Origin of the sequence: Mesobacillus sp. S13, assembly GCF_020422885.1 — a bacterium.
GTDB lineage: Bacteria > Bacillota > Bacilli > Bacillales > Cytobacillaceae > Mesobacillus > Mesobacillus selenatarsenatis_A.
This window is the reverse complement of record NZ_CP084622.1, coordinates 2,531,960-2,549,678: the sequence shown is the minus strand read 5'-3', so window position 1 is coordinate 2,549,678 and position 17,719 is coordinate 2,531,960. Positions and strand designations below refer to the sequence as shown.

Sequence of the window (17,719 nt, the reverse complement as noted above, 5' to 3'; positions counted from 1 at the left end):
TGGTCTGGATTTTTCTTGTAAAGTCCAGACCTTTCATTTCAGCGTATGGATACTGTAGTATTCAATGAGAGGAGAAACGAGCATGAAAATTGTAATTGCACCTGATTCTTTTAAAGAGAGCCTTACAGCGCTCGAGGCTGCTTTAGCAATCGAGAGTGGCATGAAAAAGATCCTCCCTGGAGCAAGTTTCGTAAAGGTACCTATGGCAGACGGAGGCGAAGGAACGGTCCAATCCCTTGTTGATGCCACAGGCGGAAAACTGGTCACCAAAACAGTGACAGGCCCACTAGGCGCTCCGGTTGAAGCCTTTTTCGGAATTTCAGGTGATGAAAAGACAGCTGTCATAGAGATGGCTGCTGCTTCAGGACTTCATCTTGTACCTTCATGTAACAGAAACCCTCTGGAAACGACTACTCGGGGTACAGGTGAATTGATTGCTACCGCTCTTGACTATGGTGTCGAGCATATCATTATTGGGATAGGCGGAAGTGCCACTAATGATGGAGGAGCGGGTATGGCTAAGGCCCTTGGTATCTTGCTGCTTGATTCAAATGGAAAAGAAATCGGCGAGGGCGGAGGAGCCTTAGGTTCTCTTGCTGCAGTGAACATGGCTGGGTTGGATAAACGGCTGGAAACAGTGAAGATTGAAGTTGCTTGTGATGTGGATAATCCCTTAACGGGCAAAAGAGGTGCATCACATGTTTTTGGACCTCAAAAGGGAGCAACGCAAGAAATGGTTGAATTACTGGATCACAACCTTCACCATTTTGCCCAGATCATTTGGAAGGACATCGGCAAGGACATCGAGAAAGTTCCAGGTGCCGGCGCAGCAGGTGGGCTTGGTGGCGGATTAATGGCGTTTCTGTCGGCGGAGTTAAAAAGAGGTGTTGACATCGTGATTGAGGCTGCTCAACTAGAAAGCCATATCCTAGATGCCGACTTTGTTATAACCGGAGAAGGAAAGATTGATGGTCAGACGATTTTCGGAAAGACTCCTATAGGCGTTGCCAAAACAGCTAAACGACACAATGTCCCGGTCATTGCGATTGCGGGCAATGTAGGTGCTGACAGTGAAGTTGTCCACGAGTATGGAATTGATGCCGTATTCAGCATAGTTCCAGGTGTTGTATCGCTTGAAGATGCCTTTAAAAACGCTCACACATTTGCAGAAAAAATCGCAGCAAATATCGCAACCATCATAAAACTTAGCAGATGACGAGAACTCGGAAAGAGCAACAGTAATAGGAATAAATATCTATTTTGATCAGATTCATGAAAAAACCGCGGGCTGAAATACAGCAACGCGGTTTTTTATGTTTAAAAAGGTTGGAAATCGAATAAATATAATTAAAGTACTATGTGAAAAATAAAAAAGCACCATACAAGGTGACTTCGGGAAAAGAGATTTGTAATAAAAATATGTACATAGTAAAATGACAGTTGGTACTTATTTAGCTTATCAATGAATACACAATAATTCTAGTATAACAATACCACAAAACAAGGTGGCAGTCAAGTATTAGAGCGTTGAGTCTGGAGTGATTTAAATGGAAGAAAAGCAACTGAAAGACTTGGTAATGGAACAAGAACGAGTTGAAGTCATCATTGAGGAAATTGATAAGAAAGCAGCGAAGTGGAATGAGAGTTCAAGTGATGTCGGCTCTGATGCTCTTCAAATCCGAAAAACCTTTTGGGAAGATGTTACGGTTAACTTTGATGAAGCTGATGATGTAGCGGAAACTTTTACTAGCATCAAGCAGCAGGCTGCTCTTTTATCAGAGCGTGAACGGACTCAATCTCAAATGATCAAGCAGCTGCAGACTTTGTCTCGCCTCAGGTTTTCTCCTTACTTTGGCAGAGTCGATTTTAAAGAAGACGGTGAAGACAAAGCGGAGCAAATATACTTAGGCATCGCCACTCTAATGGATGAACAAGAAGAAAACTTCTTGATTTATGATTGGAGAGCACCTATTTCCGGTCTTTACTATGATTACTCCCCCGGACCTGCGAAATATAAAACTGAAACAGATCTCATTGAAGGTACAATGGAACTAAAACGACAGTTCGTCATTAAAGGCGGAAAAATCTCAGCAATGTTTGAAACCGGGGTTACAATAGGAGACGAAATGCTTCAGGAAGTCCTTGGCAATAATGCCGATACCCAGATGAAAACGATTGTGGCTACGATCCAGAAGGAACAGAACCAGATTATCCGCAATGACTCAAGCAGTCTTATTGTTGTTCAGGGTGTGGCTGGAAGCGGAAAGACTTCTGCTGCTATGCAGCGTGTCGCCTACCTGCTATATAAGTACAGGAATATCATCACATCGGAAAATATCATGCTATTCTCACCTAATCCGCTGTTCAATAGCTATGTTGCTACAGTATTGCCTGAGCTTGGTGAGGAAAATATGCAGCAGGCCACCTTCCAGGAATATCTTTCAACGCGTTTCGGCAGCGAATATGAACTGGAAGACCCTTTTGAACAAATGGAGTTCATGCTTGAAGCCGAAAAAAACAAAAACTATTTTGATAGGATTGAAAGTATCCGATTTAAAGCAAGTTTGGCATTTAAAGACCTACTGGATCAATACGCTAAGAAACTGGCTGGCGAAACGCTAGTCTTTAAAAGTTTAGGCATTAATAAACGCGCCATCATCTCAAAGAAAGAAATCGCCGCATATTATGATTCGCTCGATCAGAGTATTTCAATTCCAAATAGAGTTCAGCTTGTTAAGGAATGGCTTTTAAAAGAGCTTAAGAGAAAAGCAAAAGCGGAATTGTCACAGGAATGGGTGGAGAAGGAGATTCAATTTCTTGAAAAGGAAGATTATCTAGAGGCATTCAAAACCAGTCAACAAAAACAAGGCGAAGCAGAGGATACCTTCCATGATCTTGATCGAGAGCAGAAATGGCTATCTGAAATGGTAGTCAAAAGACGCTTCAAACCACTATTCAATGCCGTGAAAAAATTAAAATTCATAAATAAAAGAGCCATTTTCATGGATTTCTTTAAGGAAGGCCATCTTATGGCTGAACCTTTACCGTTACCGGAAAATTGGAGTGCCATCTGTGAACAGTCCATAAGCAACTTGGAAAATAGATTTATTGCCTATGAAGATGCAACTCCTTTTCTTTATCTTCAGGATTTAATAGAAGGCAGGAAATCGAACACATCGATTCGGCATGTTTTCGTTGATGAAGCCCAGGACTATACTCCATTTCAGTTTGCTTATATAAAGATGCTGTTCCCTTATAGTAAGATGACACTGCTCGGAGATATAAACCAGGCAATTTATTCGGGGCCTACCGGGGCCCAGACGATTCTGGCGGATTCAGCACTTGATTTTGGAAAAATGGAACTTTACAGCCTAACAAGGACTTACAGGTCGACAAAGCAAATCGTAGAATTTACCCGCCAGCTAATCGAAGGTGGAGAAATGATTGAACCTTTTAATCGGACCGGACCAAAGCCGGTTATCTTCCAAAGCCTCGAAAGCAGGGACCATATTCTTAAAGTGAATGATTTGATTTCGGAGCTTCAAAGGTCGGGGCATAAAAATATCGCGGTTATTTGTAAAACAGCAAAGGAGAGTAAGGCTGCTTTCGAGGGTGTCAAAAAAGTAGTTGACGCGAGGCTGATCGAAAAAGGCACCATGACGTTTGAAAATGGAGTGAATGTGGTGCCGACATACCTGGCAAAAGGAATCGAGTTCGACGCGGTGGTCATTTATGATTCATCTGTCTATACAAGGACTGAGGAAAGGAAATTGTTATATACTGCCTGTACAAGGGCAATGCATGAATTATATATCCTTTCTAAAGAAGAACTTAGTCCGCTTATCGAAGAAGTTGATGAACAGCTATACAATCTGGTATAAAAGCTACAAGCCGTCCAATTAAGGGCGGCTTGTTACATGGTAATGGTTTACCTTAACCATTCAAATAAAGACTTCTCTCTTTTGTTGATGCTTGGCGTCTCTTTATTTGCTTCCTGCAGTGCTGAATTCACATCAATCAAGCCATTTCCAAACTGAACATCTTTTCCTTGCTCCCCAAGATCGATCGCAGAATTTTTGATGATCCTGATGACTTGAGAGCTTGTTAATCCAGGGTTAGCAGATTTTATAAGCGCTGCAAGGCCGGCGACATGTGGAGCTGCCATGGACGTCCCTGAGAGGGCTGCATACTGTTCATTAAAGTAGGTGCTGGGGATATAAACTCCTGGTGCGGCAATATCAATATAATCCCCATAGTTAGAAAAGCTTGCCCGGTTTCCATTATAATCTACCGCAGCAACACTTATGACTTCTGGATAGGCAGAAGGGTAGGTAGGCTGGTTTGATGAGTCATTGCCGGCTGCAGAAACCATGACCACATTATTCTCATAAGCATAACGGACAGCTTCTTCAAGAACTTTTGAAGGCTGATAATTGCCAAGACTAAGGTTAATCACATCGGCCCCATGATCAACAGCCCAGACAATCCCTTTTGAAATGTCAAAGGTGGTACCATACCCTTTTGCCCCCATTGCTTTTACCGGCATGATTTTACTGTACCATGTCATTCCGGCTACTCCTTCATTATTATTGGTTTCTGAAGCAATAATTCCGGCTACATGGGTTCCATGTCCATTGTCATCATCCGGCTCAGATTTATCATCAATCACATTGTAGCCCTTAACAAGTCGGTTTCTTAAATCAGGATGATTCAAATCAACTCCCGTATCAACAATCGCTATTTGGATTTCTTCATTTCCACGGGTCACGTTCCATCCTTGTTCCGTCCCGATCACCGGTAAATTCCATTGATAGTTCTCCTGGTAAAGAAGGTCATTAGGTCCACTCACTTCATTTTGCATCAAGATAAAATTTGGTTCAACATACTCAATATTTTGTCTCTGACTAAAATATTGAATCATTTCAGGCGTTTCCATCGCAGTCGATCTAAAAATATAGATTGAATTCAGATGCTTGATGACCCAGCCCTTGATATCCCGGGTTATTTCATCTATTTCTTCCGCGCTTGGTTCACTAGCAAAGTCTACTGTGGCTTCATGGTCATAATAATGACTTGTGTTTTTTTTATTATGAAAGATTAATGTGATTTCATCTTGGGTATCAAGTTGTGTCTTGATTTTCTCACCCATCTTTACATTGTTTATCTTTGCCATGGACCGTTCGAGCATGATTGGTTGTCCTGCTGACTGAATTTGTTGCCCCTGTCTATTTTCATCAGTGTCACTTCTGAATACACCGCCGGCAGTAACAGCAAGAAGAAGGAGCAGTGCTGTTCCAAGAAAGAACACCTTCGTGCTTCTCATATTGAATGTCCTCCATAAAAAGAATTTGTTCTTATGTTGCAGTACATCTCGAAAAAATAACGGCGGAAATCGCTGGGAGTTTGATTCAGGAGCGGGTATTGCAAGTATGGCGGGTGAGAATCATAATTTAAACAGCATCCAGGACGACATAAAACCTTCACATAAGTATCCAAAAAACTGATTTTTTATGACAAAATTCCAATTAATTCTTGAAATCCGTTTGCCAAATTCCAATTAATCGCTACAATTAAGCATAGACGCCATTCTTATGGTAAAATAAATAAGAGAACAACTGTTCTGATCGAGATGAAAGGCTGTTTTACTAAATTTTTTGTTTATAGTGGAAGGCGCGAAGACTCCTCCGAAAATGCTAACGCATTTCCATCGTGCGTGGGAATATTCGAGGAAGCCAATCAATGTCCTGCGGGATGAGAAAGTCACGGAAGACCCCACAGGCGCTAAAAACGCCGAGGAGGCTCCCGGACTTCCCGCGGAAAGCGAAGCACCTGGAACGAAAAACAATAGCAAATATAGAAGCCTTTATCAAAAAAATGAATACTTAACGAATTCATTGACACTATACATAAAAACCGTCAATGTTGTTTGCAAGAAATGAAAGGGGTATGTTCGTGGCAAGAAATCAGCAAGCTTTTGATTATAATGATGATGCCATACAGGTACTTGAAGGCCTTGAAGCGGTGCGCAAAAGGCCGGGTATGTATATCGGCAGCACAGATACAAGAGGACTTCATCACCTCGTTTATGAGATCGTAGATAACTCGGTAGACGAAGCACTCGGCGGCTACGGTAATCAGATCATCGTCAAAATCCATAAAGATAATTCCGTCAGCGTCCAGGATAAAGGCCGAGGTATGCCTACAGGTATGCATAAGCTTGGCAAACCGACTCCAGAGGTAATCCTTACTGTCCTGCATGCAGGGGGTAAATTTGGACAGGGCGGATATAAAACGAGCGGTGGATTGCATGGTGTAGGTGCTTCCGTTGTTAACGCATTATCAGAATGGCTGGTTGTCACCATAAAACGTGATGGCTTTGTCTATGAACAGCGTTTTGAGAATGGCGGCAAGCCAGTGACTACACTTGAAAAGATCGGAAAAACAAACCAAACAGGAACAACCATCCACTTTAAACCAGACCCTGAAATATTTTCTACATTAACTTATAACTATGATACCCTTTCGGAACGCCTTAGAGAGTCTGCCTTTTTGTTAAAAGGGTTAAAAATAGAGTTGGTCGATGAACGCAATGATGTTAAGGATGTCTTCCATTTCGAAACAGGAATTCAGGCTTTCGTTGAATATTTGAACGAAGAAAAAGATGTGCTTCATCCTGTTGTCAGTTTCGAGGGGGACAACAGCCAAATAGAAGTTGAGTTTGCTTTTCAATTTAATGATGGGTACTCAGAGAATGTACTTTCATTCGTAAACAATGTCCGAACAAAAGATGGCGGAACACATGAAGCTGGTTCCAAAACAGCTATGACCAGGGTATTCAATGAATATGCCCGTAAGGTTGGATTGCTTAAGGAAAAAGACAAAAACCTTGAAGGAGCAGATATCCGGGAAGGATTAGCAGGCATTGTCTCTGTGCGTATTCCTGAAGAGCTGCTTCAATTTGAAGGCCAGACAAAGGGTAAGCTTGGAACGAGTGAGGCAAGATCTGCTGTCGACTCTGTCGTTTCAGAGCATCTTTCTTATTTTCTTGAGGAGAATCCGGATATCAGTACATTGCTGATCAAGAAGTCCATCAAGGCCTACCAGGCTCGAGAAGCTGCACGCAGAGCACGTGAGGATGCAAGAAGCGGGAAGAAGCGAAAGAGATCAGATGCCATACTATCTGGTAAATTGACTCCAGCTCAGTCCAAGAATCCTGCCAAAAATGAACTTTACTTAGTAGAGGGTGACTCTGCTGGCGGATCTGCCAAGCAAGGTCGTGACAGAAAGTTCCAGGCGGTGCTCCCACTCCGCGGTAAAGTGATCAACACAGAAAAAGCAAAGCTGCAGGACATCTTCAAGAACGAAGAAATCAATACGATCATCCATGCGATTGGAGCGGGTGTAGGGTCTGACTTCAATGTAGAAGACATCAACTATGACAAAATTGTCATCATGACGGATGCTGATACGGACGGAGCTCATATCCAGGTGCTGTTATTAACGTTCTTTTATCGTTATATGAAGCCACTGATTGAAGCCGGAAAGGTATTCATAGCACTGCCGCCTTTATATAAGGTCAGCAAGGGTACCGGCAAGAAAGAAATCATCGAATATGCCTGGAGCGACGAAGAGCTGAAGGATGCGATGAAGAAGGTCGGCAAAGGCTATATCATCCAGCGTTATAAGGGTCTCGGGGAAATGAACGCAGACCAGTTATGGGAAACGACCATGGATCCTGAAACCAGGACATTAATCCGCGTACGAATTGACGATGCAGCAAGAGCAGAACGCAGAGTGACGACACTTATGGGTGATAAGGTAGAACCACGCAGGAAATGGATCGAATCCAATGTGGCATTCGGACTTGAGGAAGATGGAAACATCCTTGAAAATGAAAATATCTCAGTTGCAGAGGAGGCAGCAGGCGAATGAGTTCAGTCGAAAAGTTTCGCGACCTCCCTTTAGAAGACGTTTTAGGCGACCGTTTTGGCCGCTATAGTAAGTATATTATTCAGGAACGTGCACTTCCTGATGCCAGGGATGGGCTTAAGCCTGTCCAACGCCGAATTTTGTATGCTATGCACGTGGAAGGCAATACAAGTGAAAAAGGCTTCCGTAAATCTGCGAAGACTGTTGGTAACGTAATTGGTAACTACCACCCGCATGGTGATTCTTCTGTTTATGAAGCGATGGTGCGGATGAGCCAGGATTGGAAAGTGCGGAACTATCTGGTCGAAATGCATGGAAATAACGGAAGTATCGACGGTGACCCCCCAGCCGCAATGCGTTATACCGAAGCGAGATTATCGGCCATTGCCGGTGAGCTGCTAAGGGATATTGAAAAAAGAACGGTGGAATTCATTCCAAACTTTGATGATACGTCCAGCGAGCCAACCGTGCTTCCAGCGATGTTCCCTAACTTGCTGGTCAATGGTTCAACAGGTATTTCAGCGGGTTATGCGACGGATATACCGCCCCATAATTTATCGGAAGTGATTGATGGGGTTATCATGAGGATGGACAACCCTGCTTGCACGATTGAAGATTTGATGGAAGTCATTAAGGGTCCTGATTTTCCTACAGGGGGAATCATCCAGGGCATCGAAGGCATTGCAAAGGCATACAAAACCGGAAAAGGAAAGATCATCGTTCGCGGCAAAGCTGAGATTGAAGATATCCGTGGCGGCAAGCAGCAGATTGTCATTACAGAAATCCCATATGAGATCAATAAAGCCAATCTTGTTAAACGGATCGATGAATTCCGACTTGACCGAAAAGTGGAAGGCATAGCAGAAGTGCGTGATGAGACTGACCGCACCGGTCTGCGTGTCGTGATTGAATTAAAAAAAGATGCGGACGCAAATGGTGTATTGAATTACCTATATAAAAATAGCGATTTGCAGATCACTTATAACTTCAATATGGTGGCGATCAACAAGAAAAGGCCTGTATTAATGGGACTTGCCGAGCTGCTTGATGCTTACATTGACCATCAGAAGGATGTTGTTACAAAACGTTCCCAATATGATCTTCAAAAGGCGCGTGACCGACAGCATATCGTTGAAGGGCTCATTAAAGCTTTATCAATACTGGATCAGGTCATCACAACGATCCGTGCATCCAAGGATAAACGTGACGCCAAAGATAATTTGATTAAAAAATTCGAATTCACCGAGGTCCAGGCAGAAGCGATCGTATCCTTGCAATTATACCGCCTGACTAACACCGACATCACTGCCCTTCAAGCCGAGGCAGAGGAGCTTGCCAAGAAGGTAGAAGAGCTTACCGCAATTCTTGGCAGTGAGAAAAAGCTTCTATCCGTAATCAAGAAAGAACTGAAGGATGTCAGAAAGCGCTTCTCAGATGAGCGCCGAACAAAAATCCAGGATGAGATTGAGGAAATCAAAATCAATCTTGAAGTTCTCATTGCTAGTGAGGATGTCATTGTTACTGTGACGAAGGACGGTTACGTTAAGCGAACCAGCCAAAGATCATATGCCGCGTCCAATGGGCAGGATTTTGCCATGAAGGATACCGACAGGCTACTGTCACAGTTGAATATGAATACAAAGGATGTCTTGCTCTTGTTCACGAATAAAGGCAGCTATCTATACTTGCCGGTCCATGAACTGCCTGACATCCGCTGGAAAGACCTTGGCCAGCATGTAGCAAATCTTGTACCGCTGGATCGTGATGAAGAAATCATAAAAGCTGTTCCTGTCACAGATTTCGAACAAAACGCATTCTTTGTATTTGTGACCAAGAATGGCATGGTGAAAAAATCAGAATTAAGCCTTTACAAAGCCCAGCGCTATTCGAAGCCGCTGACTGCGATCAATGTCAAGGGTGACGACAAAGTGATCGATGTGCATGTAACCAATGGTGAGAATGATCTATTCCTTGCCTCGAACCTAGGCTACGCCCTATGGTTCAGTGAAGAAGAAATCAGTCCGATCGGAATCAGGGCTGCTGGAGTGAAAGGGATGAACCTGAAGGACGGAGATTATGTTGTCGGCGGGAAAATGATTGACAACAATCAAAGTCACTCCATCGTCATCGCTACACAGCGCGGTGCCGTTAAGAAAATGAAGCTATCAGAGTTCGAGAAAACCTCGCGGGCGAAACGCGGTGTTGTAATGCTTCGGGAGCTGAAAGCAAATCCACACCGCATTATTGGAGTGGAAGCTGTCAGAGATGAGGATGAAGTATTCTTCCAAACAGAAAAACAGCAAATTGTATCCTTGAAGGCTTTAGAATTAAGATTCAATGATCGTTATTCAAATGGCTCTTTCCTTGTGGACGAGAGCGAAACTGGCAAGCTAACAGCTATTTGGAAAAGCGAAGAAGTGAAAGAAACAGAAAACAAATAAAAGATTACTTAAAAACACAGGGTCATTCCTGTGTTTTTTTGTTTTCATTATTAAAACCAGGGTAAATAATTAGATGACTTAAAGTGCAAAGCTTGAAATGGAAGTTTAGTGCCATTGTGCTTGGACAGCATTTTTGGTACATTAAAAACTATATGTAAATAGCTTTGCGAGAAAATGAAAAGGAGTTTAATATGGAGATCCTTAACAACATCATATCGGAACTAAACAACTATATGTGGAGCTATATCTTAATAGCTGTACTAGTTGTGCTCGGTACATATTTTACTTTCAGGACCAGGTTTGTCCAGTTTAAATTCTTTCCTGAAATGATTAGGGTACTTAAAGACCCAGCTACCGTTTCATCTGAGGGAAAAAGAGGCAGGTCTTCATTTCAGGCATTTACTGTCAGCCTAGCTTCAAGGGTAGGAACAGGAAACCTCGCTGGTGTGGCGACAGCCGTGTCTGCAGGGGGACCGGGGGCTATATTTTGGATGTGGATCATTGCCCTTGTAGGTGCAGCTTCAAGCTTCATCGAAAGTACTCTTGCTCAAATCTATAAGGTCAAGGATACCGACGAGGCTGAATATCGTGGCGGACCAGCTTATTATATGGAACGCGGTTTAAATAAGAGATGGCTGGGGATTTTATTTGCGATCATCATTGTTTTCACGTTTGGTTTGGTTTTTAGTTCTGTTCAATCCAATACGATTTCCCTTGCATTTGACCAGGCATTTGGATTCGATCGCTTATGGATGGGAATCATTTTGGCAGTTATGACTGCAGCAGTCATTTTCGGGGGCATCAAAAGGATTGCTTTTGTTTCACAAATCATCGTGCCAATCATGGCGGTCATCTATTTGATTCTTGCTATGTTCATTGTAATCATGAACTTCAGTGAAATACCTGCTATGCTCTCACTAATCGTCAAGAACGCTTTTGGCTTACAGGAAGTGGTTGGCGGAGGAATGGGAGCAGCGGTGATGATGGGAATCAAACGAGGGTTATTCTCCAATGAGGCTGGAATGGGTAGTGCACCAAATGCAGCGGCTACAGCTGCAGTTACACACCCAGTAAAGCAAGGTCTCATCCAAACATTAGGCGTATTTACGGATACTTTACTGATTTGTACGGCAACAGCCTTCATCATCATTATGTCTGGTGAATATACCAACCCAGATTTAGACGGAATACAATTAACCCAGGCAGCATTGACAGCGCATGTCGGTTCATGGGCACCAACATTCGTCGGCGGAGCTATTTTCCTCTTTGCCTTCACCTCCATTATCGGGAATTACTATTATGGTGAAACGAATATTGAATTCATCAAGGAAAGCCCTACAGCTTTGTTTATTTACCGTCTTGCTGTTATTGGAATGGTTCTATTCGGTTCAATTGCCGAGTTAGCCATTGTCTGGAATCTAGCAGATCTTTTCATGGGGATCATGGCATTGATCAATCTAATAGTCATCACCTTGTTGGCTAAGATTGCGATGGCAGCATTAAAGGATTACAGGGAACAGCGAAAACAAGGGAAAGACCCAGTATTTTATGCTGACTCAATCGAAGGATTGACTGGAATTGAATCTTGGGAATACCGAAAGTCTGCAGAATCTAAGAATAAGTAATGAAAATCAACCCTTCTGAAAGAATTCAGAAGGGTTTTTTGTGCATTTTTTTACCATATATGGAGATGTTAACTATAACGGGGTGATGCTTAATGAAAAGGGAATTACTAATAACATTCAGTGCCTTCTTTTTTATGTCGTTAACTGCCCTAACTGGCGCATATGCAGGAGAGTCCAAAGAGAAAACGGTGACGATTTCGGAAGATAAAGTTGATAATACAGGCGATGGGAAAATGGATTTGGTTTATGTAAAAGGTGTACCTTTTGAAGAGGGTGCGCAGTATCTCAAGCGTATTTACTTGAAAATAAGAGCTTCTGACGGGGAAATATATAAAATTGACCTTGAAGCTGGCTATGACCCAACCACTATTTATAAAGACATGAATCATGATTCCGTGAAGGACATACTGATCAGTGTTCCTACGGGAGGAAGCGGGGGTCTGTCCAATTTTTATCTTTATAGTTTAAAGGATTTTCAGGTTACCGATCTGACTGTTCCAGAGACTTTGGCAGTCAGCAGCCAATTCGAGGATGATTATAAGGCTTCCATTTCAATCGAGGAAACAGGCCAATCATACAGCTTTGATTTAAGCAACAGGAAAGAGGAGTATGAACGGCTTGGTCTATATCAGGATGGAAAATTGAATGAGCCAACGGAACTTATGGTTCTGCCATTCGGAACATTAAAGCCTATTAAGCTTAAGAACGATCGTTACGGATTAAAAGGGAGCCAGAGGATTAATGGTGCGTATAATGCAGATGGAATTGCCAATCTGGAATCAACCTGGTTATATGAGAATGGAAAATGGCAGGTAATAAGCGCTGAAGTCAAGGAGCTGGAAGCTCAATAAATAGGCATCTGTCACGTATTTCTGATGTCTGGCATATGCTATCGGAAAAGGATTCTTTTATTGGGAAGGAGCCTTCTGACGTGAGCAAATTCAAGCCAGAAAAATTGAAAGTTACCTTTATTCCTCCTGCAACTGCTTTTTTACCTATAGACGGCAGGAAGTATACTTTAACTCATTCAGACATCACTGGAGAATTATTTCTCAGCATTGGTAATGCTTATGATTACCAGGCCATTAATTATGAAATGCGAGATGAAGTATTAGCCGACTGGATCACGATCAATGGAGAATACTTGCTGTATGGAAAAGTGTATATCAGCAACGGAGAATACGATCTGAATATGTCAAGAATCCGTTATATGGTATTTAAGAAAGAATTGGAGTTAGCATTAACTGCGATTGTTTATGGAGACAAAAGCTTCTTCACATATTATCCATGGCTGCTGGATGCGCCGATTTACGTACAATTTTCCTCAGTATACCCAGAATTTAATCAAATAGCTTATTACGGTACACCGAGGACGTACCTGAATAAAGTGAATAAAAAAACAATGCCAGAAGCACAGGTATGAATCCTGTGCTTTGTTGTATTAAAGAAAGAAGAATAGATAATAATGTTATGTAAACTAAGGAAGATATTTTAAATTGAATTTGAGAGATAGGTAAAAATTATTAGTTGTAGGACTAATACTGAATCCAAGAGAAATAAGCCAGATTGAACAGACTGAGTAAACTAATCCAAGAAAAAATATATGCTAGCAATTATAATTTCCAAAATGAGCAGTATAAAGATATTAAATAAAACCTAACTGTATAGAGACAAATTAACATGATAATAAAATTAATTTAATTGAGTGATAAAGTAAAACAGAACTCTAATTAATTATGTAAGGATCACGAAAATTTTGTTTCTGTCTCACTAGTTTAAGTATACTTAGGTATTGAGACACCATCTTAATTCATTTATTCAACTTCCTAGAATTTATGTTATGTAAACTAGAAAAAAGAGATTTTTATATGAACCGATGTTGATCCATCCTCCCTCTGAATTTATAAAGCAAACACGGAAAATCAGCTCGACAATCATCTAACTGTTTCCGTGTTTTATCCTGCTCCTATTCCTCGATCTTATGCGAAACAAATTCACTATGTTGATTTACGTTGGTGTATGTAGATCGTCCTAAATAAAGCGGTATATTCAGTTCTTTAAAATTCGGCATTCCATTTTCAAGGAATTTAGCTGAATCCCTGTAAAACTGGACGATGTTTGCGACGAACCAATCATGATCTCCGTAACTATTGCGATCGATAACTTCACATTCGTAAGCTATATATGCATCCTGCAGTATTGGTGAATTGGTTGCGGATCCATGATCGAAACGGATGTTCGCCTCTTCAAATTTGTTGACCTTTGAACCTGAATAGACACCTGCCTGTTGAATTAGACTTGAATATTCATAGGGCAGAAAATTAATAGCGAATTTGCCTGCGGATTTCAGCAGCTGATAAGTATGGCGCTCACGGCCTATGGCGACCCCATAAATTGGCGGCTCATAAGAAATATAGGAATGCCAGCCGGCTGCCATGATATTATTCTCACCGTTATGGCATACAGTAACAAGTGCGACCATTCCTGGATAACTATGCATGACTGTTTGATTGATTACTTGAAGCATGAAGTCTCCCCCTTTTAATTGCCTATGGAGCATGGGCAACTGTCCATTTTTGCTGTTTTAATTCCCTGTAATTCCTCCCTTTTACATGGAGTTCTGCTTTTTTAGAAATATATTCTATTATAGCAAAAAAACTGAAATTTCGTATTGCGAAGTAAATTCAAAATCTTTAAAATAAAACAGAATGACTATACTATCTGTAGATTAAGGGAGATTCTATGAACCGCAAAGTTTTTCTTTATGTAAAAGCCTTTTCTGACCTTGGGACCTTTATGGATTTAATTGCAATCAATGTATTGATGTATATTGCTACCGGAAGTCCTGCCTGGCTTGCTGCTACCATGGCATTCCGGACATTGGGCGGAGTTTTATCCAGCTTGTTTTCAGGCGTCCTTGCAGATCGTTTTAATCGCAGGAAAATTATGATATGGACCGATATTTTTAGGGCAATCATCATCCTGAGCTTGATTCCCTTCCCTAATCCAGTGATGATCTTGATTGTCTGCTTTTTGATTGGCTTGACGAGCAGCTTTTTTGCTGTCAGCTACAGTGCGGAAATCCCGCAAATCTTTGGCCAGGATAAGATTTTGGAAACAAATGCTCTTATCTCACGATTGACATCGATCAGCCTGGTTTTTGGGTTCATCGGGGCTGGGGTAATCACAGATTTTCTCGGTTATCAGGTTACATTGATTATCGATGCTGCAACTTATCTGATATCAGCAGGAGTATTGATCAAAATGAAGTGGCAATCTACTAAGCCGGACAAAGCAAAACTGATTTCAAATGGGATCAAGGAGAAAGTATCTCAGATTGGCAGAGATCTAAAAGAAGTGTATTCTTTCATCCTTTCCGTACCGATGTTATTGTACGTAAATGTCGTTTTCCTAGTTGGGTCATTTGCTGGTGCCTCCCATAATCTCGGTATTCCTTTACTGGCAGAATCAATTAATTCCAGTAAACAAAGCTTGATTTACGGGCTGATATGGGGTGTCTGGGGCATCGGCTCTGTGTTAGCCACCCTGCTTTTGCCGAAAATGAAAATTATACAAGGGAACAGCTTGTATCGTACATATTTTATAGCAGCCATTCTAATGTCGACAGGTTTCATTACTTTTCTATCAAACATGAATCTTTGGATTGTTCTCATGTTTGCGTTCTTTACGGGGATTTTTGATGCATGCTTCACCACCTTGCACGCAACGATTCTCCAAAAAACGGATAATAGCATTAGAGGAAGAATATTCGGCGTTGGCATGCTTTTGAAATCTTTAGGGTTTGCACTTGGTTTTGTTCTTGCCCCATTCCTGCTGGAAGCTCTGTCGCTGGCGAAAATGGTTTGGGTCTTCCATGGTACCTTAATCACGACAAGCATGTTGGTAATGATTTATTCGGGGTGCAAACAAAATAAACTTAATGAGATCAAGCATAGTATATAGCTTGGCGATTAAAAAGAACTCCCGGCATCGATTGAGCGGGAGTTCTTTTTGTCTAGCTTTTAGTTGTATCTGTCCCCATGAATATCGAGGTGAAATCCTCTATAAATGCAGGAATGTCAGCCTCCATTCCAATCCAGTCTAAATCCTCTTCAGGCTCCTGCTCCGGTTTTGGCCTGAAGTCTGCCATGCTTTTCCCTCTAGCCCTTCCAAATAATTCTACGGTGACTCTTCTTGGAAGATATTTTACAAGATTTTTGTTCACCAGAGCACTTAAGGTGATTACATCATGAAGTGGCGCTCCCTGGATGCCAGGTACATTCTTTTTATAAGCTTCGAAGTAATAATCATAGACTGGTTTGATCAGATCCTTAAAAGGAGACTGGCTGTTTTCGGCAAGAAAATTGATTACTGTCGGTGGAACGATCGCTTTATTGGTGATGTTCAACGGATGCAAGAAAACATTCCTTGCCTTTTCCAGTACTTGATTCGCGGCAATCGGGTCGGCGTAAAAATTAGCCTCTGCTTCAGCAGTGACATTGCCTGGAACTAGGAATGCTCCCCCCATGATATAGACAGCACTGACTGTTCTGAACGCTTCTTCGCCATATAGGATAAATGGGATTGCCAGTTCCGTTTGCCTTCCCACTCCGACGATTACCAGATTATCGGGGTACTGCTTGACAATATCAAGAATTTTATTAATATCATAAACCTTTACTTCCCCCAGGTTTTCTGGGGGCCTGATCGGGCCAAGGCCTTCAGGTCCATGAATCTCGGGATAAAAAGTAGCCAGCTCACCGGATAAAGGACCAGATGCTCCTGCGATGATCGGAATATCCTCTCTACCTCCCAGCTTCAATAAATAGGCGGTATTATTAATCGCTTGCTTCTTCGTAATATTTCCGTAGCCAGTAACAACGCCGACAACATTAAGTTCAGGATGCAGCAAGGCATACATTAAAGCCAATGAATCATCCACCCCTGAATCTGTAAACAATAGAATATTATACATAGCACCCACCCTTTGATCTTCCCTCATGTATGATATCTATTCCAATTTGATTCTGAATATAATTCGTTTCGCTTATTCAGTTGTTTTTTGGCAAAAAATAGTTTGTCGCCCTTCCTGCTCATTTTCTTCAAAGAAGAGAATCTTCCATTCTTGGAATTCATTTAGCAGTTCATTCGAGTTTAGTTTGTATTGGTTAGAGACTTGTTGTTTCCCAGTTGAGCCATTCTTATAAAAGGTTTCAAAAAACAAATATCCGCCTGTAGAAAGAACTTGCTTTATGAGCAGAAATAAAGATCTGTCTAAATAGTATGTCATTACGGCTAAATCATATTTATGGCCGCTAAGAGCAGTTGTTTCTTTGGTAAGGTCAGCGACTGCAGCCGTGATATTCAGCTTATGATGATCCGCCTGCTCTTTAACATATTGAATGGCAACTTCTGAAATATCAATAGCCGTCACTTCATAGCCCCGCTCCGCCAAATACATACTATTTCCTCCCAGGCCAGAAGCGAGGTCGATTGCTGATCCTTGGTTCAGGTAGGCACTCAACTCTACCAGCCTTCTATTAGGTTCTGGAAGAATCTGATCAGTCAGCCTGTCACTATATTTTTGATTCCACTTTTCTTTTGAGTCCATATTCAGTCACTACCTTCAAAAATCTTATTAAAAAATATACCATACATGGATGGCTCTCTTATCTATAATTTGCATTTAAAAATATCAGGGGAAAATTTCGCTATCTCTTTCGA

At 41.7% G+C, this 17,719-nt stretch carries 12 protein-coding genes; 8 read left to right on the top strand and 4 right to left on the bottom strand.

The genetic code is table 11. The features are described 5' to 3' along the window. The first annotated feature begins 82 nt into the window (after positions 1–82). Positions 83–1,216 (top strand): glycerate kinase, encoded by a 1,134-nt coding sequence (locus LGO15_RS13015; RefSeq protein WP_167830835.1) that lies wholly within the window; start codon positions 83–85, stop codon positions 1,214–1,216. 331 nt (positions 1,217–1,547) lie between these two features. Further along, entirely contained in the window at positions 1,548–3,881 is a 2,334-nt protein-coding gene (gene helD / locus LGO15_RS13010; protein ID WP_167830834.1) for an RNA polymerase recycling motor HelD, read from the top strand. Positions 3,882–3,928: 47 nt separating this feature from the next. Here the strand turns inward: helD and LGO15_RS13005 are convergent, their stop codons facing one another. After that, positions 3,929–5,323, bottom strand: coding sequence for a S8 family peptidase (locus LGO15_RS13005; protein ID WP_167830833.1), 1,395 nt, complete (start codon positions 5,321–5,323; stop codon positions 3,929–3,931). A gap of 629 nt (positions 5,324–5,952) precedes the next feature. Here LGO15_RS13005 and parE point away from each other — a divergent pair. From parE to LGO15_RS12980, 5 genes are all read left to right on the top strand, one after another. Then, positions 5,953–7,932, top strand: a complete 1,980-nt coding sequence (parE, locus tag LGO15_RS13000; protein ID WP_167830832.1) for a DNA topoisomerase IV subunit B — start codon at positions 5,953–5,955, stop codon at positions 7,930–7,932. Further along, positions 7,929–10,370, top strand: coding sequence for a DNA topoisomerase IV subunit A (gene parC / locus LGO15_RS12995; RefSeq protein WP_167830831.1), 2,442 nt, complete (start codon positions 7,929–7,931; stop codon positions 10,368–10,370). Before parE ends, parC begins: the two co-directional genes overlap by 4 nt. A gap of 191 nt (positions 10,371–10,561) precedes the next feature. Continuing rightward, positions 10,562–11,995: an alanine/glycine:cation symporter family protein gene (locus LGO15_RS12990; RefSeq protein WP_167830830.1), complete on the top strand. Its 1,434-nt coding sequence runs from the start codon at positions 10,562–10,564 to the stop codon at positions 11,993–11,995. 92 nt (positions 11,996–12,087) lie between these two features. Further along, entirely contained in the window at positions 12,088–12,846 is a 759-nt protein-coding gene (locus LGO15_RS12985) for a hypothetical protein (RefSeq protein WP_167830829.1), read from the top strand. A gap of 80 nt (positions 12,847–12,926) precedes the next feature. Then, positions 12,927–13,418, top strand: a complete 492-nt coding sequence (locus tag LGO15_RS12980; protein WP_167830828.1) for a staygreen family protein — start codon at positions 12,927–12,929, stop codon at positions 13,416–13,418. 543 nt (positions 13,419–13,961) lie between these two features. On the opposite strand, the gene LGO15_RS12975 is transcribed toward LGO15_RS12980, so the two are convergent. After that, a complete protein-coding gene (locus LGO15_RS12975; protein WP_226084995.1) occupies positions 13,962–14,522 on the bottom strand; it encodes a flavin reductase family protein in 561 nt (186 codons plus the stop codon). 215 nt (positions 14,523–14,737) lie between these two features. On the opposite strand from LGO15_RS12975, the gene LGO15_RS12970 reads away from it, so the two are divergent. Further along, entirely contained in the window at positions 14,738–15,958 is a 1,221-nt protein-coding gene (locus LGO15_RS12970) for an MFS transporter (RefSeq protein ID WP_226084994.1), read from the top strand. Positions 15,959–16,010: 52 nt separating this feature from the next. Here LGO15_RS12970 and LGO15_RS12965 read toward each other — a convergent pair whose 3' ends face one another. After that, positions 16,011–16,970, bottom strand: a complete 960-nt coding sequence (locus LGO15_RS12965) for a nucleoside hydrolase (protein WP_226084993.1) — start codon at positions 16,968–16,970, stop codon at positions 16,011–16,013. A gap of 72 nt (positions 16,971–17,042) precedes the next feature. Beyond that, a complete protein-coding gene (locus LGO15_RS12960; RefSeq protein WP_226084992.1) occupies positions 17,043–17,606 on the bottom strand; it encodes a class I SAM-dependent methyltransferase in 564 nt (187 codons plus the stop codon). Between the last annotated feature and the right edge of the window lie 113 nt (positions 17,607–17,719).

Excerpts from the sequence above, each read along its gene's own strand:
- helD (WP_167830834.1), top strand. The coding sequence starts at position 1,548 with ATGGAAGAAAAGCAACTGAAAGACTTGGTAATGGAACAAGAACGAGTT.
- LGO15_RS12990 (WP_167830830.1), top strand. The coding sequence starts at position 10,562 with ATGGAGATCCTTAACAACATCATATCGGAACTAAACAACTATATGTGG.
- LGO15_RS12960 (WP_226084992.1), bottom strand. The coding sequence starts at position 17,606 with ATGGACTCAAAAGAAAAGTGGAATCAAAAATATAGTGACAGGCTGACT.
- LGO15_RS13005 (WP_167830833.1), bottom strand. The coding sequence starts at position 5,323 with ATGAGAAGCACGAAGGTGTTCTTTCTTGGAACAGCACTGCTCCTTCTT.
- LGO15_RS13015 (WP_167830835.1), top strand. The coding sequence starts at position 83 with ATGAAAATTGTAATTGCACCTGATTCTTTTAAAGAGAGCCTTACAGCG.
- LGO15_RS12985 (WP_167830829.1), top strand. The coding sequence starts at position 12,088 with ATGAAAAGGGAATTACTAATAACATTCAGTGCCTTCTTTTTTATGTCG.
- parC (WP_167830831.1), top strand. The coding sequence starts at position 7,929 with ATGAGTTCAGTCGAAAAGTTTCGCGACCTCCCTTTAGAAGACGTTTTA.
- LGO15_RS12965 (WP_226084993.1), bottom strand. The coding sequence starts at position 16,970 with ATGTATAATATTCTATTGTTTACAGATTCAGGGGTGGATGATTCATTG.
- LGO15_RS12970 (WP_226084994.1), top strand. The coding sequence starts at position 14,738 with ATGAACCGCAAAGTTTTTCTTTATGTAAAAGCCTTTTCTGACCTTGGG.
- LGO15_RS12975 (WP_226084995.1), bottom strand. The coding sequence starts at position 14,522 with ATGCTTCAAGTAATCAATCAAACAGTCATGCATAGTTATCCAGGAATG.